This is a genomic window from Variovorax sp. GW821-FHT06D12, assembly GCF_059419205.1.
Window position 1 is genome coordinate 60,145 of record NZ_JBWKRI010000006.1, and the last position, 18,865, is coordinate 79,009.

An 18,865-nucleotide genomic window follows, 5' to 3' on the forward strand; every position below is an offset into this window, starting at 1 on the left:
AAAATGTATCTCGTACTAGACATTTCATTAGTTTTGCCTAATATGAGATACACATATGCCATCCACCGCCCCGCCGACCTTGGACAAAGCCAACCGACGCCTTGAAGTGTTCGGCCGGCATATCCATGCCCGTCGGAAGTCGCTCAGGATCAGCGCGACCACGGCCGCCGAGGCGGCGGGCATGTCGCGCATGACGCTGCATCGCATCGAACGCGGCGAGCCCTCCGTCACGATGGGGGCCTACATGAACGCCCTGGCGGCATTGGGTCTGGATGTCGAAGTGACGGCACCGGTCGCAGGCACCGCCAAAGAGATGGCGACGCCGGCGCCTTCGCGCACGCCGACGCAGACCGTCCGGGTGGGCGACTTCGCGCAGTTGCGCCGCCTCGCCTGGCAATTGCCCGCGGACGCGGAACTCACCCCCGAAGAGGCCTGGGGCACCTACGAGCGCAACTGGCGTCACGCCGATCCGTCCGCGCTCGAGGCCAACGAACGCCAGCTGCTGGCCGAGCTGGCCCGCCTGCTGGGCCGAAAGCCACTCGATGTTTGAGCGCGCACACCATCGCCAGGTGGCCGAGGTGCTCGCGGCGCTGAATGCGCCCCTGCTGGCGGACAACCATTGCCTGTTCGGCGGCGGCACCGCCATCGCGCTGCGCCATGGCGAATACCGCGAATCGGTGGACATCGACTTCCTCGTGTCCGATGTGGCGGGCTACCGCTGCCTGCGCCAGCTCGCCACCGGCAGCGAGGGGCTGCGCGCGCTGGCCCGGGAAGGCGCGAGCCTGCAGCAGGCCCGCGAGGTGCGCGCCGATCAATACGGCATCCGAAGCGCCGTTCGCGTGGGCGAGACGGACATCAAGTTCGAGATCGTGCTCGAGGCGCGCATCGCACTCGAAGCTCCCGGCGCCGCAGACCGCATCGACGGCATCGCCACCCTCACGCCGCTGGACATGGCGGCGAGCAAGCTGCTCGCCAACTCCGACCGCTGGGCCGACGACAGCGTGTTCAGCCGCGACCTGATCGACCTGGCGATGATGCAGCCCGGCAAGCCCCTGCTGCAGCGCGCGGCAGGCAAGGCGCGGCTCGCCTACGGCGACAGCATCGATGCCGATCTTGCGAAAGGCCGCCGATGCGCTGCTGGAGCGGCCCGGACGCATAGAGCGGTGCATGCACATGCTGCAGATGACCGCGATCGCGCCGGCCTTGCTGCGCAAGCACATCAAGGCCCTGCTGCCGCGAGCGCCGCGCGCGAAGCGCAACCCCGGCTCTTGAGGGACACCCGCTGCGATGTACGACCAGCGGCCGTTGCTGAAGCTGTTCAGTGATTGGTTGCTCGCGCAGGCCCGCCAAGGTTGAGAATGCGCGCCATGCCGCGCGACAGCCGCTCCGAGTACGAATGGCGCATGCACAAGGTGCTGACGCACATCGACGACCACCTGGACGAGGCACTCGATCTCGCGGCGCTGGCCGACGTGGCGCATTTCTCGGCGTACCACTTTCATCGCCTCTTCGCAGCCTGGGCCGGCGAGACGCTGGGCGACTACATCCGGCGCCGCCGCGTGGAGGTGGGTGCGCTGCGGCTCGCGACACAGCCGCGCCTGTCGGTGCTCGAGGCGGCGGTGTCGGTGGGTTTCGGTTCGGGCGAGGCGTTCACCCGCGCGTTCCGCGCGCATTTCGGCAGCGCGCCCAGCGCGTGGCGTGCATCGCACGACTGGGCGCTGCCCTGCGACGATCCCGCACGCAAGAGCAATCCTGATCAGATCGCCCTGCACGGCTTCACGAAGAATGGATCTCCATCGCGCAACGCCGCGCATCATCAGGAGCCACCCGTGAATGTCCAACTGATCACCCGCTCTCCCGTCACCATCGCCTACCTGCGCTACACCGGCCCGTTCGGCGCGCCGGTGGGCGCGTTCTGGGCCGAGAAGGCCGCGCCCTGGATCGGCGCGCACAAGCTGTGGTCGCATGCGCGCTACGGCATCAGCCACGACGACCCGAGCATCACCGCGCCCGAGCACTCGCGCTACGACGCCTGCGTGGAAGTGCCCGACGATTTCGTGCCCGATGGCGGCTTCCAGAAGACGGTGCTGCCGGGCGGACGCTATGCCGCGCTGCGGTTCCAGGGCCTGCCCGAGGAGATCAACGACGCATGGACGCGCCTCATGCGCGACTGGCTGCCCGCGAGCGGCTTCCAGTTCGACAGCCGGCCCGCGTTCGAGTACTACGCGCCCGACATGGCCTTCGACGAGAAGACGAGTGCGTTCGAATGCGACATCTGCATTCCGATCGCGCCGCTCTGAAAGGCGCGGGACGGCAACTGGCCAGCGCGGCGCGATCAGCCCTTCGCGGGCCGGGCGCCTTCCCGCGCATAGGCTTCGATCATCGCCGGAAAGGCGTCCATCGCAGGCAAGGTGCCGAAGCTGTGCTTCGCGGGCGTCGTGGCCCACGGCAACTTCTCGTCGGTCCAGGTTTCCGCAAAGGGCGCGACCCATTCGTGCCGGTCGAGCATGGTGGCGCGCAGGTTGACGAAATAGTCCATGCCCTCGGTGCGCGTGAACATCCAGCTCTTGCAATGCGGGCAGAAGAAGTGGTGCGACTCCTCGCCGTGCAGGCCACCGATGACGGGTTCCCCCGACACCACTTCGAAGCCCGGCGCGGGGATGGCCAATGACAGCGAGAACGCACTGGCGCTCATGCGCTGGCAACCGGTGCAGTGGCAGGCCATGGCCAGCAGCGGCGGCGCGGTGATCCGCAGGCGCACCTGGCCGCAGCGGCAGCCGCCGGTCCAGGGGAGTTGCCAGTCGTTGGTGGTGTCTTGGGGGGTGGGGTTCTGGGTGCTCATGGAATGCTTTCGGGCTTGGTCTTCAGGATGATCGCTCAAGCCGGGCCCTGCTCCACCGAAACCCGCGTCCGAAAACGGCGAGCCCGCATCCCGCCACCGCGCGACACTGCCCGCATGAGTTCTTCCGTCGCCGCCCGCATCCACGCCCTCGACTGGCCCCGCATCGATGCCGACCTCGCCGCGCGCGGCTGTGCCGTCACCGGGGCGTTGTTCACGCCCGCGGAATGCGCCGCGCTCACGACCATGTACGACGAAGGCGCGCGCTTTCGCAGCCGCGTGGTCATGCAGCGCCACGGCTTCGGCCAGGGCGAGTACCAGTACTTCGCGAACCCGCTGCCGTCCAAACTCGTGGCGTTTCGCAGCGCGCTGTACGAGCGCCTCGCGCCGCTGGCCAATGCCTGGGCCACTGCGATGGGCCAGCCGGCCGACTACCCGCCGGACCACGCGGCCTACCTCGCGCGCTGCCACGCAGCGGGACAGCTGCGCCCCACCCCACTGCTGCTGCGCTACGGCGAGGGCGACTACAACTGCCTGCACCAGGACCTGTACGGCGACCTGCAATTTCCGCTGCAGCTCACGGTGCTGTTGAGCCGGCCCGGCGAAGACTTCACGGGTGGCGAGTTCGTGCTGACCGAGCAGCGCCCGCGCATGCAGTCGCGCGCCGAGGTGGTGTCGCTCGCGCAAGGCGAGGCGGTGATCTTCGCGGTGAACCAGCGGCCCGTGGCGGGCACGCGCGGCAGCTACCGCGTGACGATGCGCCACGGCGTGAGCCGCGTGCGCAGCGGACAGCGCCACACGCTGGGCCTGATCTTTCATGACGCGCGCTGAATAGAACGAACGTCCGTTCGCAATCAAGCCCTCGGGCGCAGCAACATCGCACCAAGCGTGCAAAGTTGCACACATGTACCAAATACAGGCGAAAATCCCGCGCGCATCCGGGGGATTGCCAGGATGGCCGGCGCACACGATCGGCCCCGCAACACCCTCCGGACGCCGGACCACGACCTCGTGAGGAGGAGCCGGGGTCCGTTCCGAGTTGTCGTCAGGGAGCTGTATGTACAAGGAATCGTCCGGGCCTCCGGATGCGGCGGGTCGCCCGTCTTTCGCGCACGTCACCACGCCGGTGCCACCATCCCCGTCCCCTTCCACCGCCGAGAGTCCGCCGCCCCGACGCCCGCGTCGCTTCCGGGTCGATGTCGGCTCCATCGTCAGTGCCGTGGCGCTCGCGCAGTCGCTGCTGCTGGTCACGCTGGGCTACTGGGGCTCGCAGCGGCTGGTGACGACGATCGGCACCTCGGCGCACAAGTCGAACCACGACCGCACTGAAGACAAGGTGCTGGCCTTCCTGGCCAAGGCCGAGTCGGCGGTCGGCGCGATCGGCAGCTCGCCCAGCCTCACGCCCGCGGGCGAGAACGTGGACCGCACGGCCGAGCTCCTGTGGACGCTGCTGCAGCAGTCGCCCGAGCTCGACAGCGTCTACGTGGCGAACGTCGAGGGCAAGATGCTGATGGCGCTGCGCTACCCGGTGCCGGCCATCCGGCACATCGCGCGCGGCGCCGACTTCACCACCGAGACCTGGCAGTACAAGCTGCCGCTGGGTTCCGAGGCCGACGTGCAGCAGCGCTTTGCCACGCAGCGCGTCGAGGCCTACCGCAGCAACTACAACCCGACGCAGCGCAGCTGGTTCGTGCAGGCGCGCAAGACGCAGGGTCCGGTCTGGACCGTCCCCTATGTGTTCGCCGCCGCGCAGGAACTGGGCGTGACCTACGCGCTGCCCAGCCAGCGCCGCCAGGCCGAGGGCAGCCCGCAGGCGATGGTGGTGGCGGGTGACGTGTCGCTGGGCCGGCTGTCGGAGTTCGTGCGCCTGTTCAGCCGCAACGGCAACGGCAACAGCGCGCTGCTGAGCGCCGACCACAAGGTGCTCGCGCGCAGCGACATGCCGGGCGTGCTGCACACGCTGGAGGCGCCCACGGGCGCACTCGGCGCTCTGAACGCCCAGATGGTGGCCGACGGCATCGCCGGCAGCGGCAGCGACAAGGCCTTCGCCTTCAGCCACGAGGGGCGGCGCTACCTGGTGCAGGCCTCGCGCATTCCCGCCACCGGCTGGCAGCTGGTCAGTTGGGTGCCCGAAGACGTGCTGCTGGGCGGCCTGCGCCGCGCGGTGGCGTGGTCGCTGCTGCTGGCGCTGGTGTTCCTGGGCCTGGCGCTGTACATGTCGCTCAAGCTCTCGAAGCTGGTGACGGCGCCGGTCGAGAACCTCTCGCGCATCGCGCACCGCATCGGTCGCCTCGAGCTCGACGACCTGCCGCGCGAGCCCAGCCGCGTGCTCGAGATCCAGCACCTGGACCAGGCGCTCGACGATTCGGCGCGCAGCCTCAAGGCCTTCAGCAAGTTCGTGCCGGTGGACGTGATCAACCAGCTGGTGGCGCAGGGCCACGCGCTCGCGCCCAACGGCTCGCCGCGCCAGGTGACGGTGATGTTCACCGACGTGGAAGGCTTCACGTCGATCTCCGAATCGATCGCGGCCGATGTGCTGGTGCGCCAGCTGACCGAGTACTTCAACCTCGCGGCCGCGGTGTTCGCGCGCCACGGCGGCGTGATCGACAAGTTCATCGGCGACGGCATCATGGTGCTGTGGGGCGCGCCGGCCGACCTGGAAGACGCCGAGTACAAGGCCTGCCGCGCCGCGCTCGAACTGCACGCCGAGATGCACCAGCTCAACCGGCAGTGGGCCGAACAGGGCCTGCCCGAGTTCCGCACGCACATCGGCATTCACACGGGCGTGGTGGTGGCGGGGGTGCTGGGCTCGAACGACCGGCTGTCGTACACGGCGTTCGGCGACGTGGTGAACGTGGCCAGCCGCATCGAAGGCGCGAACCGCCAGCTGGGCACGCGCATGCTGATCTCGGAAGTCACCTACGCGGCCCTGAACGGCCGGCTCGCCACACGGCGCATCGAAGAGCTGGTGGAGCTGCGCGGCCGGCAGACGCGCATGGTGCTGCACGAACTGCTGACCTGATCCGCGCGAGCCTGTCGCGCGGATCGGTCGATCAGCGCGAGGGGCGCGGCGGCGGCGGTGGCGTGGCCACGCGCACCAGCATCAGGTTGGCGGTGGTGCCGTTGCCCTGCGTGAGCACCGAATACTGCGTGTCGTTGATGAACAGCAGCTGCTCGCCGCGCGTGATGCGCGCCGCCACGGCGTAGCGCATGCGCGGGTCGATGCGCGCGGCATCGACGCTGAGCTCGAAGGCGAAAGGCGGCTGCTTGCCGTTGGCGGGAATGCGCTGCTCGGCGAGCACGACCGAGGGCGCGTCCATGCGCGACACGTCGAGCAGTTGCACGCGCACTTCGGCCGCGGGGTCGAGCGCGATGCGCTCGCGGTAGGCCACGGTGCCCGTCACGCGCAGCGGTGCGGCGGCGGGTTGGGCCGGCGTGCCGGGCGAGCCGCCCGCGCAAGCGCTCAGGACGGAGGCGCCGGCAACGGCGGAGAGCATGAGGAGGCTGGTGCGTCTTTTCATCGCCCCATTATGCGGAGGCCCGCTGCGCGGCGAAAGCCACATACCAATCCAGGCTGCCGGGGTTTGCCATCGCCTCGCGGTTCACGACCTTCTCGATGGGCTGGCCCAGCAGCAACTTCTTGATCGGCAGCTCCTGCTTCTTGCCCGACAGCGTGCGCGGAATCTCGGCCACCTGGAAGATGTCGTTGGGCACGAAGCGCGGCGACAGCGAGGTCTTGATCGCATTGTTGATGCGCGTGCGCATGGCCTCGTCGAGCGCCACGCCGGGGCGCAGCACCACGAACAGCGGCATGTAGCTGTCGCGGCCCAGGTATTCGAGGTCGACCACCATCGAGTCGAGCACCTCGGGCAGGCCTTCGACCGCGCTGTAGATTTCGCTGGTGCCCATGCGCAGGCCTTGGCGGTTGATGGTGGCGTCGCTGCGGCCGTAGATGATGCAGCCGCCGTCGCTGCCGACCTTGATCCAGTCGCCGTGGCGCCACACGCCCGGGTAGGTGTCGAAGTAGCTCGACACATAGCGCGCGTTGCCTTCGTCGCCCCAGAAGTACAGCGGCATCGACGGAATGGGCTGCGTGCACACCAGCTCGCCGACCTCGCCGATGACCGGCTGGCCCTGCTCGTTCCAGGCCTCGACCGCGTGGCCGAGTTCGCGACACTGCATCTGGCCCGGCACCTCGGGCAGCTCGCGGTTGCCGCCGACGAAGGCGCCGCAGAAGTCGGTGCCGCCCGAGATGTTGCACCACCACACCTCTTTGGAGCCCGCGTCGAGGATCTGCTGCGAGCCCCAGCGCTGCACCTCGTCGGGCAGCGGCGAGCCGGTGCTGCCGAGCGCGCGCACGCGCGACAGGTCGCCGCAGTCTTTCGCGACGAGCCCCGCCTTCATGCAGTTGGTGAAGTAGGCCGCGCCCGCGCCGAAGAAGGTGACGCGGTGCTTCGCAACGAAGCGCCACAGCACGCCCCAGTCGGGCTTCTCCTTGCTGCCCGCCGGGTTGCCGTCGTAGATGCAGATGGTGGCGCCGAAGGCCAGGCCCGAGAGCTGCGAGTTCCACATCACCCAGCCCGTGGAGCTGTACCAGTGGTAGCGCTCGCCGAAGTTGTTGGCGCCGTAGCTCGCGCCCACGTCGTTGTGCAGGCCGCAGGCGTGCATGGTGAGCAGGATGCCGCCCTGCCCGTGCACGATGGGCTTGGGCAGGCCGGTGGTGCCGCTCGAATAGACGATCCAGATCGGGTGGTCGAAGGGCAGCCACTCGGGTTCGAAGGCTGCGACCTGCGCGTCGTCGCGCGCGATGGCTTGTCGCCATTCGACATCGTGCGCCACTGCGTTCGCAGCAAAGGGCGACTGCACGAGCAGCAGCTTCTGCACGCTCGGCAGTTGGCCGCGCAGCTCCTGCAGCACGGTGCTGCGATCGAGCGGCTTGCCGCCGTAGTGCACGCCGTCGACCGCGATCAGCAGCGTGGGTTCGATCTGGCGGAAGCGGTCGGCCACGGCGGCCGTGCCCATGTCGGGCGCGCACACACTCCACACCGCGCCGATGCTGGAGCACGCGAGGAACGCCACCATGGTCTCGGGCACGTTCGGCATGTAGGCGGCCACGCGGTCGCCGCGGCGCACGCCGAGCGACTTCAGCGTGAGCGCCACCGAGGCCACCTGCCGGCGCAGCTCGGGCCACGACAGCTCGCGCACCTCGCCGCGTTCGTTGTCGCTCACGATGGCAGGCAGGCCGGCCGCATGGGCCGCGTCGGCGTGGCGCAGCACCTCGCGCGTGTAGTTGACCTGCGCGCCGGGAAACCAGCGCGCGCCGGGCATGCGGCGTTCGGCGAGCACCGCGGTGTGTGGCGTGGGCGAGCGCAGGCCGGCGTAGTCCCAGATGCTCTGCCAGAAGGCATCGAGGTCGGTGACGGACCAGCGCCACAGCGCGTCGTAGCTGTCGAAGGCCAGGCCGCGCGTGTCGCGCAGCCAGTTCTGATAAAGGCGGATCTGGGGGATGTTGGGAGCGGGCATGCCACGAGCGTAGCGCCGCGAACGGCCGTGCTCAATGAGGGTTGACCTCAGGGTTTGTACGTGTGTTCAACATTTTTGTACAGCCGTTCAATACGCCCCCATGAACGCTCGCACACCGCCGGCCCGAAAACGCAGCGCCTCGCCTGCATCACGCGCCCCGACCGTCGCGCCCGAGGCCGCGCGACCCGACCGCCGCCAGGCGATCCTGCTGGCGGCCGAGAAGCTCTTCGCGCAGCACGGCTACCACGCCGTGACGATCCGCCAGATCGCCGAAGAAGCCGGCGTGCCGCTCGCGCTGGTGGGCTACTACTTCGGCCCGAAGCACGAGCTGTTCCAAGCGATCTTCGAACACTGGAGCCACAGCATCGACGAGCGGCTGGCGCGCCTCGCGGCCGTGACCATCGACCCCGACGACGCGCGCACGCTGCCGCGCATCATCGAGGCCTTCACCGCGCCCGTGCTGGCGCTGCGCGCGAGCACCGAAGGCGAGTACTACGCGCTGCTGGTGGCACGCGAGCTGTACCACGCCACCGAGGAAGCCGACCGCGTGCTGCGCGGCTACTTCGACCCGCTGGCCGAGGCCTACATCGACGCGCTGCACGTGGCGCTGCCGCATGCCACGCGCAGCCAGGTCGCATGGGGCTACCAGTTCGCGCTGGGCGCGCTGCTGCACCACCTGACCGACAGCCGCATCGAACGGCTCTCGCGCGGCGAGAACACACGCGCCGACCCGGCCGTGGCGCCGATGCTCGTGAACTTCATCGCCGGCGGTCTGCGCGCCGCGCTGCCGAAACCGAAGGCGGCTGCCAAGGCCGCCGCCGCCAAGTCCTCACGCACGAAAAAGACCATCCCCAGGAGACCCCAGCCATGATGAATAGACGCACCCTGCTGTCGGCGCTCGCGGCCGCATCGGCCACCGCCTCGTTGCCTTCGCGCGCACAACAGGCGCACCCGAAGATCGTGTTCGGCTACACGGCGGTGACCGACTTCGCCTCGGTCTTCGTGGCGGCCGAAGAGGGCTACTTCAAGAAGCGCAGCCTCGACGTGGAGCTGAAGTTCATTCCGCTCAACTCCACCATCCCGGCCGCGCTGCAGTCCGACTCGCTGCAGATCGGCGGGCCCACGCCCTCGGTGTTTCTGCAAGCGGTGGACGGCGGGCTCGACCTGGTGCTGGTGGCCGGCGGCGGCCTCACCTCGAAGACGATCACGGGCTTCGGCCTGGTGGCGCGCGCGGGCTCGGGCATCAAGAGCGCGCAGGACTGCGTGGGCAAGAAGATCGGCGTGCCGGGGCTCGGTGCCTTCCTGCACGTGACCTTCCGCGCGTGGCTGAAGGACAGCGGCGTCGACTATCGCAAGGTCAACTTCATCGAGGCCGCGTTCCCGCAGCATGCCGACCTGCTGCGCGGCGGCTCGGTCGACGCGGTGGTGTCGGCCGACCCGTTCATGAGCCGCATCACCGAGAGCGGCGCGGGCTACGTGGCCTCGTACTACTCGACCTTCCTGCCCGAGAACAACCAGACCATCGTGCACGCGGCCAAGCGCGAGTGGGTGGCGAAGAACCCCGCCACCGCGCGCGCCTTCCGCGAGGCGCTGGTCGAGGCCGGCGCCTTCATCCAGCAGCCGAAGAACGACGCGAAGGTGCGCACGGCCATCGGCAAGTACATCAAGCTGCCGCCCGAGGTGCTGGCCAAGGTGCAGGTCTCGCCGCCCGGTCCCGTGGTCACCGACAAGCAGCTGGGCTACTGGACCGGGCTCATGAAGGAGCAGGACATGCTCAAGACGAACATCGACGTTGCGAAGCTGATCGCCAAGTGAGCGCGGCCGCCGATTCCTTCCTGCGCTTCGACGGCGTCACCATCCGCCTCGGCGGGCGCGAGATCCTGTCGCCCACCTCGTTCGATGTGGCGCGCGGCGAGTTCGTCTGCATCGTCGGCCCGAGCGGCTGCGGCAAGACCACGCTGCTACGCGCAGCCAGCGGCCTCGTCACCGCGAGTGCCGGCGAAGTGCGACGCAAAGGCGTGCCGATGACAGCGCCCTCGCGCGAAGTGGCCTTCGTGTTCCAGGACTACGGCCGCGCGCTGCTGCCGTGGCGCACGGTCGAAGGCAATGTGAGCCTGGCGCTCGAGGCCGCCGGCGTGCCCGCGGCCGAGCGCGCACCGCGCATCGCCGACGTGCTCGGCAAGGTCGGGCTCGCCAAGCACGCGCACAAGTTTCCGGTGCAGCTGTCGGGCGGCATGCAGCAACGCGCGCAGATTGCGCGCTGCCTCGCGCAGAAGCCCGAGCTGATGATGATGGACGAGCCCTTCGGCGCGCTGGACGCGCTCACGCGCCAGAGCCTGCAGGACGAGCTCGCGCGGCTGGTGCGCGACGACGGGCTCACGGTGCTGTTCGTCACGCACGACCTGGAAGAAGCCATCTACCTCGGCGACCGCGTGATCGCGCTGCAGGCCAACCCCGGACCGGGTCGGCCGAGCCTGGCGCGGATGATCGACGTGAAGATTCCGCGCCCGCGCGACCAGCTCACGACCAAGGAGCATCCGGAGTACCTGCAGTTGCGGCGTGAGCTGTTCGCCTTCATCGAGCAGGGCCATGACTGAAGGCCGTCTCTTTCGCTGGCTGCGGCCGTGGGTGTTTCCCGCGCTGCTGGTCGGCGCCTTCGAGTGGTACGCGCGGCGTGCGGCGGCCTTGGGCAGCGATGCGCTCGCACCGCCGAGCGCAGCGGCCAAGGCCTTCGTCGGCGCGGCGATGGACGGCTCGCTCTGGCAGGCCACGGGCTTCACGCTCGGCACGGCGGCGCTGGGCCTGCTGCTGGGCGCCGTGCTCGGCATTGCATTCGGGCTGTTGCTCGGGCTCTCGCGCCGCGCGGCGCAGCTGGGCGCCGTCTCCATCGAGGTGCTGCGCCCCGTGCCGTCGGTCGCGCTGATCCCGCTTGCGATGCTGGGCTTCGGTTTCGGCGTGCGCATGGAAGTGGCCATCGTCGCCTTCGCCACCTTCTGGCCACTGCTGGTGCTGGTGCAGTCGGCGGTGCAGCAGATCGAGCCCCGGCTGCTCGAGGTGAGCCGCGTGCTCGGGCTGTCGGCGCGCGAACGTGCCTTCAAGATCGTGCTGCCGGCCATCGTGCCTCGCCTGTTCGTCGCGCTGCGCCTCGGTGTGGCCGTAGCGCTGGTGGTGGCGGTGACGGTCGAGATCGCCGCGAATCCGCACGGCATGGGCTACGCGATGATGATCGCGCAGCAGAGCTTCGACCCCGCGCTGATGCTCGCGTGGCTGGGCTGGATCGGCGTGGTGGGCTTCGCGGTCAACGCGGGCATGGTGCGCCTGCAAGCCTGGGTCGCGCGACGCATGGGGGTGCAGCCATGAACAACAACCGCAACGGCCGACTGGGCCTGGGGTGGCTGGGCTCGGTGGGCGTGCTGCTCGCACTGGTTGCGCTGTGGTGGGTCGCGAGCAACGCGGGCTGGGTCAGCCGCGTGTTTTTGCCGACGCCGCAGGCCACCTTCGCGAGCCTGCTCGAAGGGCTCAACCTCTCTTCGGGCAACGATGGCAATGGCGAACTGCTCGCCTTCACGCAGGCCACGGTCGGCCGCATGGTCGAAGGCTGGCTGCTCGCATCGCTGTTCGGCGTGCTGCTGGGCGCGGCCATCGGCGTGTCGCCCGCAGTGCGCGCGTGGGTGCAACCGACGCTGGAGTTCATCCGACCGCTGCCTGCGTCGGCGCTGCTGCCGCTAGCCATTTCGATCTTCGGGCTGAACCCCGGCATGGTGCTCTTCGTGGTCGCCTTCGGCGCGATGTGGCCGGTGCTGCTGGCCACGGTGCACGGCTTCGCGGCGGTGGAGCCGCGCCTGTCGGAGGTGGCGCGCTGCCTGCAGATGTCGCGCACCGCGTACATCTGGAAGATGGGCCTGCCCAACGCCATGCCCGACATCCTGGCCGGCATGCGGCTGGCGTTGACCATCGCGCTGATCGTCGCGGTGGTGGGCGAAATGATCGCCTCGCAAAGCGGCCTGGGCCAGGCCATCCTGCTGGCGGCGCGCGCCTTCCGCGCCAGCGATCTGTTCGCCGGCATCGTGCTGCTCGGGCTCATCGGCTTCGTGAGCAACGCGCTGCTGGCCTTGGCCGAGAAGCGCCTGCTGCGCTGGCAACAGCCCTGATCGATTGCTTCTTTTCCTTCACGCCAACACCAACATCTCCCACAAGGAACTCGCCATGCCACGCAAATTCGTCGACCTCTCGATCTTTCTGGAGAACGATGTGCTCTCCGACCCGCCCGCCTTCGCGCCGAAGATCCAGTACTTCACGCACGAGCAGACCTACGAGCAGATCGAGCCCTTCTTCCCCGGCTTGAAAAAGGAGGACCTGCCCGACGGCGAAGGCTGGGCCGTGGAGCTGGTGCAGCTCTCCACGCACAACGGCACGCACCTCGATGCGCCCTATCACTTCCACTCGACCATGGACAAGGCGCTCGGCGAGAAGAAGCCTGCCATCGCCATCCACGACGTGCCGCTCGAATGGTGCTTCCAGCCGGGCGTGAAACTCGACTTTCGCCACTTCGCCGACGGCTACGTGGTCACGGCCGACGACGTGGAAGCCGAACTCAAGCGCATCGGCCACACGCTGAGCCCGCTGGAGATCGTGGTGGTCAACACGCGCGCCGGCAAGCGCTACGGCAACCCCGACTATGTGTCGGCCGGCGCGGGCATGGGCTACGAAGCCACCATGTATCTGCTGGAGCGCGGCGTGCGCCTCACCGGCACCGACGCCTGGAGCTGGGACGCGCCCTTCGTGCACACCGCGAAGAAGTACGGCGAGACGCACGACGCCTCGCTGATCTGGGAAGGCCACAAGGCCGGCCGCGACATCGGCTACTGCCACATCGAGAAGCTGCACAACCTGGAGGTGCTGCCGCCGACAGGCTTCTTCATCAGCTGCTTTCCGCACAAGATCCGCGGCGCCTCGGCGGGCTGGACGCGTGCGGTCGCGATCTTCGACGACGCGTTGATGGCATCGGCCTGAACGAAAGAGAACCCCTTCGATGACCGAACTCAACCACACACACGACGCCAGCGCCCGCAGTTGGGTCGAGACCGCCAACGCGGCCGGCACCGATTTCCCGATCCAGAACCTGCCGTATGCGGAGTTCCGCCGCATCGGCAGCCCCGAGCCCTTTCGCGGCGGCGTGGCCATCGGCGACCAGGTGCTCGACCTCGCGGCGCTGGCCGCGGGCTCGCATGTCGACGGGCTGGCGCTCGATGCGGCGCGGGTCGCGGCACTGCCCGCACTGAACGACTTCTTCGCGCTCGGGCCCACGGCGTGGCAGGCGCTGCGCCATGCGGTCTTCGCGCTGCTGCACAGCGACGCGCCGGCCGCGACCGCAAACGACCTGCGCGGCTGCCTCGTGCCGCAGGCCGAGGTCGAATACACCATGCCCGCGCGCATCGGCGACTACACCGACTTTTACACCTCGATCGACCACGCGCTGAACATCAGCCGCCTGATGAACCCCGACGGCGACGTCACGCCCAACTTCCGCTGGGTGCCGACCGCGTACCACGGGCGCGTGTCGACCATCGGCGTGAGCGGCCAGCGCTTTCACCGGCCGATGGGCCAGGCCATGGCGCCCGGCGCGAAGGCGCCGACCTACCAGGCCTGCGCGCGGCTCGACTACGAGCTGGAGCTGGGCGTGTGGATCGGCCAGGGCAATGCGCAGGGCGAGGCGATTCCGCTCGCGCGCGCGGAAGAGCACATCTTCGGTCTCTGCCTGCTCAACGACTGGTCGGCGCGCGACATCCAGTTCTGGGAGATGGCGCCGCTCGGGCCCTTCCTGGCGAAGAACTTCGCCACCACGATCTCGCCGTGGATCGTGACGATGGAAGCGCTGGCGCCCTACCGCCAGGCGTGGACGCGGCCCGCGAACGAGCCGCAACCGCTGGCGTACCTGGAGAGCAGCGCGAACCGAGAAGGCGGCGCGCTCGACATCCGGCTCGAGGTGTGGCTCGAAAGCGAGAAAGCGCGCGCGCAGAAGACCGGGCCGTCGCGCCTGTCGGCCACGAGCTTCAAGCACCAGTACTGGAGCGTGGCGCAGATGGTGGCGCACCACACGGTGGGCGGCTGCAGCCTGAACCCGGGCGACCTGTTCGGCAGCGGCACCATCTCGGGCCCCGGCGAGGGCGAGGCCGGCGCGATCATCGAGCTGACGCGCGCGGCCCAAACCCCGGTGACGCTGGCCAACGGCGAGACGCGCGGTTTCCTGGAAGACGGGGATGCGGTGCTGCTGCGCGGCTGGTGCGAGAAGCCCGGCCATGCGCGCATCGGTTTCGGCGAAAGCCGGGGGACCGTGCTGCCGGCGCGGGGATGAAAGCGACGCGCCAATGAAAAAGGCCACCTGGTGAGGTGGCCTTTTCATGCGATTTGGAGCGGGAAAAGAGTCTCGAACTCTCGACCTCAACCTTGGCAAGGTTGCGCTCTACCAACTGAGCTATTCCCGCGTGAGCCTCAGATTATAGGGTGGTTTGAGGCGGTTTGCCATCCTCCCCCGAAAAAATTTGAAATCAGGCGCCGAACACCAGCGCGCGGTGCATCGACACCCCGGCGAACAGCCCGTCGGCCGAGGCCAGCGTGGCGTTGGAAAAAGCCATCGCCACATCGCCCGCCGCGTACACGCCGGGCACCGTGGTCGTCTTCATCGCGTCGACGCGCAGCACCGGGCCCGTGGGGCCGTCGTCGAACGCGCAGCCCAGCTGCTCGGCCAGCGGACTGGTCGGCCGCGTGTGCGGTGCCACGAACAGCGCTTCGATCGGCACGTGCCGGCCGTCGTCGAGACGCACGGCCGCGAGGTTCGTCCCCTGCCCTTCGAAGCCGGCGATGCGCCCGGGCTCCACGGCCACGCCGCGTGATTGCAGCCGGGCGCGTGCCTCGGCATCCGGCCCCGCGTCGCCATTCAGGAAGAGCGTGGTCGGGCCCCACTCGGCGATCAGCAGCGCGTGATCCGGCGGATGCGCGCTGTGAAAGAGCACGCCCAGCGGACGGTCGCCGAACTCGTAGCCGTGGCAATAGGGACAGTGCAGCACGCTTTGGCCCCAGCGCTCGCCGAGGCCCGCGATGTCCGGCAGGCCGTCCTGCACGCCGAAGGCCAGCAGCAGCTTGCGCGTCGACAACTGTTCCCCGCTGTTCAACGAGACCGTGAAGCCCTCCGCGCCATCGGCCGTTGCCGCAGTCGCCATGCCCTCGACAAAGGTGACCGATGGATAGGCAAGCAGCTTGTCGCGCGCATCGGCAATCATCTGCAGCGGCGGCATGCCGTCCTGCCCGAAGAAGCCATGCGAGGCCGCGGCGAAGCGGTTGCGCGGCGCGCCCGCGTCGACCACGCAGACCTTCCTGCGTGCGCGCGCCAGTTGCATGGCAGCGGAGAGGCCGGCAAAGCTGCCGCCCACGATGAGTGCGTCATAGCGCATGTGCGATGTCCTTCGCGGTGAAGCCGCCACCCGTCATGCGGCGATGAAAGTCCCTGGAGAGATCGGCCAGCGTGATCCCGTTGAGCCGCCGCAGCAGCAGCGCCTCGGCCTCCTGGCAGGCGCCGTCGAGCGCCGCGTTCACCGCCTGCTCGACGATGCAGCCCGGGCTCTCGGTGCGGTTGCCCATGGCCAGCAATGCAGGCGCACCGACGGCGTTGTGGATGTCGCCCAGCGTCACCGAACCCAGCGAGCACGACAGCACCCACCCGCCGCCGTGCCCCTTGGCCGAGCTGACGAAGCCGGCCTGCCGCAGGCCCGCCATGAGCCGGCGCACGACCACAGGGTTGGTCTGCATCGCCGCGGCGAGCGCCTCGGAGGTAATGGGGGCGTCCAGCTCGGCCATGTGCAGCAGCACGTGGAGCACACCGGAAAGCTTGCTGTCTCGTTTCATGCAACATTATGAGTTGCATGTTTTCAATGGCACTGCGCGTCGCACCAAGAAACCCCGGATCGGGCGGGGATTTGCAAACGCCGCCCTAACGCACGAGCCCCCGATTCCGCCGACGGTCGATTCCCACAGCGTCGAGCGAACGCGCCGCACATGGCGACAACCTGCCGGCCCGTCATGGTTGCCCCCGAATCGATCGAACCCCGGTCGGTTCTGCAAACCGTGACTCAGCAACGAAAGGAACTGTCACTCATGACTACACATGCAACCAACCGCATCTTCATCGGCGCCATGCTGGCGGGCCTGCTGGCCCTCGGCGGGACGGCCCAGGCGCAAGGCGTCGGGGTCGGCGTGGGGGTCAACGCCGATGTGAAGGCCTCGGGCAGCACCGGCGCGACGCAAGGCGGCGCAGCAGGCGCACGCGCGCAGACCGGTGCGTCGGCCGATGCCAACGCGGACACCTCCACCTCCGGCGCGACCGGCGGCGTGGGCAATGCCGTCGGTGGCGTGCTCGGCACGGCCACGGGTGCGGTCGGCGGTGCCACCGGCGCCGTGGGCGGCGCGACGCAAGCCGTCGGCGGTGTGACCAACACCGTGGGCAGCACCGTGAACAGCGCGACCGGTGCCGCTGGCGCCGTGGGCGGCGCCGTGAAACCGGCCACGGCCGGCGCCAAGGCGAGCGGCAAGGCCCAGGGCTCGGGCGCGGTCGACCTGCACAAGAAGTAAGCAGGTCCAAGCTACAGCGGCCGGACGCGGCTGTTGCAGCGCATCGCTCCGCAAGTAATCAAGCCCGCAGCGCTAACGCGTTGCGGGCTTGTGTCGTTCAGAGGTCGGGGGCGGGCAGCTTGAAGAGGCTGGTGACTTCGGTGTCGAGCACCACCAGCGCGCGCTGGTTGAACAGCCGCCAGCGCCAGCGCAGGATGCCGAGCGTGGGGCGCTTCTCGGAACGGCGCACCTCGATCACATCGGCCACGAGCCGCAGCGCATCGCCGGGTCGCACCGGGTTCGGCCAGCGCACGTGCTCGAGCCCGGGCGACGCGAACGATTCGGAACCGGCCAGCGCCGCCTCCACCACCAGCCGCATCGCGATCGAGCAGGTGTGCCAGCCGCTCGCGATGAGCCCGCCGAAGGGGCTGCCTGCCGCCGCCTCGGCGTCGGTGTGGAAGCACTGCGGGTCGTAGGCCCGCGCGAACTGCACGAGTTCGGCTTCGGTGAGCACATAGGGCCCGGCCTCGATGACCTGGCCTGCGTGGAAGTCGGCGAACTGCATCCGCCGCAGCTTAGTACGTTTCGAGGTGCAGGCGGCCTTCGCGCTTCAGCGCGGCGCCCACGGTGTCCCAGTCGAGCCCCGCTTCTTTCGCCACATCGCGCAGTGCGAGCACCACGCCCTCTTCCATGCTCTTGAGGCCGCACACGTAGAAGTGGCTGGCGCCGTCTTTCAGCAGCGCGGCCAGGTCGGCGGCGCGTTCGCGCATCAGGTCCTGCACGTAGCGCTTGGGTTGGCCCGGCGTGCGCGAGAACGCGAAGTTGATGTCGATGAAGTCTTTCGGCAGCGATTGCAGCGGGCCGAAGTACGGCAGTTCCTGCTGCGTGCGCGCGCCGAAGAACAGCATGAGCTTGCCGCCTTCGAACTTGCCGCTCTTGCGCAGGCGGCGGCGCCATTCGGTCATGGCGCGCATGGGCGCGCTGCCGGTGCCGGTGCAGATCATCACGATGTGCGACTTGGGGTGGTTCGGCATCAGGAACGATGCGCCGAAGGGCCCCACCACCTGCACGGTGTCGCCCACCTTGAGGTCGCACACGTAGTTGGAGCACACGCCGCGCACCGGGTCGCCTTCGTGGTCCTCGGTGACGCGCTTCACGGTGAGCGAGACGTTGTTGTAGCCGGGCCGCTCGCCGTTGCGCGGGCTGGCCACCGAGTACTGGCGCGCATGGTGGCGCTTGCCGATGGCATCGACGCCCGGCGGCACGATGCCGATCGACTGGCCTTCGAGCACCGGGAACGGCACCACGCCGAAGTCGAGCACGATGTGGTGCGTCTCGCTGTCGAAGCCGGCCTCGGTGCAGTTGAAGTTGCCCACCACGGTGGCGGTGGTCGGCGTCTTCGGCGGAAAGAGGTTGGTGTAGGCGTGCGCGGCCGACCAGGGCGGCACGCTGGCGCCGTACTGCGCGGAATTGAAGGCGGGCTCGGTGCCCTGCACGGCGGCCTGGGCCTGCGTCTGGGCAGGCACTTCCGCGGCCTCGGCGGCAGCGCCGGACACGCCCGCGGCCTCGAGTTCCTCGGGCGAGAGCTCGGCGGGGAGTTCTTCCCACGTGAGCTGTTCTTCGATGGTGTACGCGCGCACCAGCGGCATGGTGCGCCAGTTGTCGATCGAGCCCGTGGGGCACGGCGAGATGCAGGCCATGCAGCCATTGCAGACGTCCGCACGAACGACGTAGTTGTTGTCGTCGTGCGTGATCGCGTTCACGGGGCAGGTCGCCTCGCAGGTGTTGCAGCGGATGCAGATCTCGGGGTCGATCAGGTGCTGCTTGATGACCCCGGCTTCAACGACCATGTCCATGTTGTTCTCCATGCCCTCGCCGTGGGGACGAGGGCTTCATATC

Annotated in this window: 20 protein-coding genes and 1 tRNA gene; 13 read left to right on the plus strand and 8 right to left on the minus strand. The window is 68.9% G+C overall.

Annotation, left to right across the window (positions count from 1 at the left end):
- The first annotated feature begins 79 nt into the window (after positions 1-79).
- The 3 genes from AC07SQ_RS19220 to AC07SQ_RS19230 are packed head-to-tail and all read left to right on the plus strand — an operon-like array spanning position 80 to position 2,300.
- Positions 80-550: a helix-turn-helix domain-containing protein gene (locus AC07SQ_RS19220; RefSeq protein WP_495272543.1), complete on the plus strand. Its 471-nt coding sequence runs from the start codon at positions 80-82 to the stop codon at positions 548-550.
- The gene (locus AC07SQ_RS19225) at positions 543-1,325 is read left to right on the plus strand and encodes a nucleotidyl transferase AbiEii/AbiGii toxin family protein (RefSeq protein WP_495276206.1); all 783 of its coding nucleotides are present in this window, start codon (positions 543-545) and stop codon (positions 1,323-1,325) included. The genes AC07SQ_RS19220 and AC07SQ_RS19225 overlap by 8 nt, the downstream gene beginning before the upstream one ends.
- A 42-nt stretch (positions 1,326-1,367) precedes the next feature.
- Positions 1,368-2,300: an AraC family transcriptional regulator gene (locus AC07SQ_RS19230; protein ID WP_062470524.1), complete on the plus strand. Its 933-nt coding sequence runs from the start codon at positions 1,368-1,370 to the stop codon at positions 2,298-2,300.
- Between the two features lie 35 nt (positions 2,301-2,335).
- Here AC07SQ_RS19230 and AC07SQ_RS19235 read toward each other — a convergent pair whose 3' ends face one another.
- Positions 2,336-2,842: a GFA family protein gene (locus AC07SQ_RS19235; protein WP_495272545.1), complete on the minus strand. Its 507-nt coding sequence runs from the start codon at positions 2,840-2,842 to the stop codon at positions 2,336-2,338.
- 114 nt (positions 2,843-2,956) lie between these two features.
- On the opposite strand from AC07SQ_RS19235, the gene AC07SQ_RS19240 reads away from it, so the two are divergent.
- Together AC07SQ_RS19240 and AC07SQ_RS19245 are read left to right on the plus strand one after the other, a co-directional pair.
- The gene (locus AC07SQ_RS19240; protein WP_495269949.1) at positions 2,957-3,670 is read left to right on the plus strand and encodes a 2OG-Fe(II) oxygenase; all 714 of its coding nucleotides are present in this window, start codon (positions 2,957-2,959) and stop codon (positions 3,668-3,670) included.
- Between the two features lie 226 nt (positions 3,671-3,896).
- Entirely contained in the window at positions 3,897-5,861 is a 1,965-nt protein-coding gene (locus AC07SQ_RS19245; RefSeq protein ID WP_495272546.1) for an adenylate/guanylate cyclase domain-containing protein, read from the plus strand.
- A 31-nt stretch (positions 5,862-5,892) separates the two neighbouring features.
- On the opposite strand, the gene AC07SQ_RS19250 is transcribed toward AC07SQ_RS19245, so the two are convergent.
- Positions 5,893-6,336 (minus strand): YbaY family lipoprotein, encoded by a 444-nt coding sequence (locus tag AC07SQ_RS19250; protein WP_082817958.1) that lies wholly within the window; start codon positions 6,334-6,336, stop codon positions 5,893-5,895.
- A gap of 31 nt (positions 6,337-6,367) precedes the next feature.
- Entirely contained in the window at positions 6,368-8,362 is a 1,995-nt protein-coding gene (locus AC07SQ_RS19255) for an acetoacetate--CoA ligase (protein WP_495272547.1), read from the minus strand.
- 100 nt (positions 8,363-8,462) lie between these two features.
- On the opposite strand from AC07SQ_RS19255, the gene AC07SQ_RS19260 reads away from it, so the two are divergent.
- The 7 genes from AC07SQ_RS19260 to fahA are packed head-to-tail and all read left to right on the plus strand — an operon-like array spanning position 8,463 to position 14,717.
- Positions 8,463-9,233, plus strand: a complete 771-nt coding sequence (locus AC07SQ_RS19260; protein ID WP_495272548.1) for a TetR/AcrR family transcriptional regulator — start codon at positions 8,463-8,465, stop codon at positions 9,231-9,233.
- Positions 9,230-10,177 carry an ABC transporter substrate-binding protein gene (locus AC07SQ_RS19265; protein WP_070061384.1) on the plus strand — a complete coding sequence of 316 codons (948 nt, stop codon included), beginning with the start codon at positions 9,230-9,232 and terminating at the stop codon, positions 10,175-10,177. Before AC07SQ_RS19260 ends, AC07SQ_RS19265 begins: the two co-directional genes overlap by 4 nt.
- Positions 10,174-10,959 (plus strand): ABC transporter ATP-binding protein, encoded by a 786-nt coding sequence (locus tag AC07SQ_RS19270; protein WP_139703481.1) that lies wholly within the window; start codon positions 10,174-10,176, stop codon positions 10,957-10,959. The genes AC07SQ_RS19265 and AC07SQ_RS19270 overlap by 4 nt, the downstream gene beginning before the upstream one ends.
- Positions 10,952-11,722 (plus strand): ABC transporter permease, encoded by a 771-nt coding sequence (locus tag AC07SQ_RS19275; protein WP_495272549.1) that lies wholly within the window; start codon positions 10,952-10,954, stop codon positions 11,720-11,722. The genes AC07SQ_RS19270 and AC07SQ_RS19275 overlap by 8 nt, the downstream gene beginning before the upstream one ends.
- On the plus strand, positions 11,719-12,513 hold the full coding sequence (locus AC07SQ_RS19280; RefSeq protein ID WP_495272550.1) for an ABC transporter permease: 795 nt from the start codon (positions 11,719-11,721) through the stop codon (positions 12,511-12,513). The genes AC07SQ_RS19275 and AC07SQ_RS19280 overlap by 4 nt, the downstream gene beginning before the upstream one ends.
- A gap of 55 nt (positions 12,514-12,568) precedes the next feature.
- Positions 12,569-13,375 carry a cyclase family protein gene (locus tag AC07SQ_RS19285; RefSeq protein ID WP_495272551.1) on the plus strand — a complete coding sequence of 269 codons (807 nt, stop codon included), beginning with the start codon at positions 12,569-12,571 and terminating at the stop codon, positions 13,373-13,375.
- Positions 13,376-13,394: 19 nt separating this feature from the next.
- Positions 13,395-14,717, plus strand: coding sequence for a fumarylacetoacetase (gene fahA / locus AC07SQ_RS19290; protein ID WP_495272552.1), 1,323 nt, complete (start codon positions 13,395-13,397; stop codon positions 14,715-14,717).
- Between the two features lie 54 nt (positions 14,718-14,771).
- Here fahA and AC07SQ_RS19295 read toward each other — a convergent pair.
- The 3 genes from AC07SQ_RS19295 to AC07SQ_RS19305 form a co-directional block, all read right to left on the minus strand.
- Positions 14,772-14,847, minus strand: a tRNA-Gly gene (locus AC07SQ_RS19295).
- Between the two features lie 63 nt (positions 14,848-14,910).
- Complete coding sequence (locus tag AC07SQ_RS19300) at positions 14,911-15,813, minus strand: NAD(P)/FAD-dependent oxidoreductase (protein ID WP_495272553.1); 903 nt, start codon at positions 15,811-15,813, stop codon at positions 14,911-14,913.
- A complete protein-coding gene (locus AC07SQ_RS19305) occupies positions 15,803-16,264 on the minus strand; it encodes an Rrf2 family transcriptional regulator (protein WP_495272554.1) in 462 nt (153 codons plus the stop codon). Before AC07SQ_RS19305 ends, AC07SQ_RS19300 begins: the two co-directional genes overlap by 11 nt.
- 249 nt (positions 16,265-16,513) lie before the next feature.
- Between AC07SQ_RS19305 and AC07SQ_RS19310 the strand changes: the two genes are divergently transcribed.
- Positions 16,514-16,987: an adhesin gene (locus AC07SQ_RS19310; protein WP_390347524.1), complete on the plus strand. Its 474-nt coding sequence runs from the start codon at positions 16,514-16,516 to the stop codon at positions 16,985-16,987.
- 97 nt (positions 16,988-17,084) lie between these two features.
- On the opposite strand, the gene AC07SQ_RS19315 is transcribed toward AC07SQ_RS19310, so the two are convergent.
- The gene (locus AC07SQ_RS19315; RefSeq protein ID WP_495272555.1) at positions 17,085-17,531 is read right to left on the minus strand and encodes a MaoC family dehydratase; all 447 of its coding nucleotides are present in this window, start codon (positions 17,529-17,531) and stop codon (positions 17,085-17,087) included.
- 10 nt (positions 17,532-17,541) lie between these two features.
- Entirely contained in the window at positions 17,542-18,822 is a 1,281-nt protein-coding gene (gene boxA / locus AC07SQ_RS19320; protein WP_070061454.1) for a benzoyl-CoA 2,3-epoxidase subunit BoxA, read from the minus strand.
- Between the last annotated feature and the right edge of the window lie 43 nt (positions 18,823-18,865).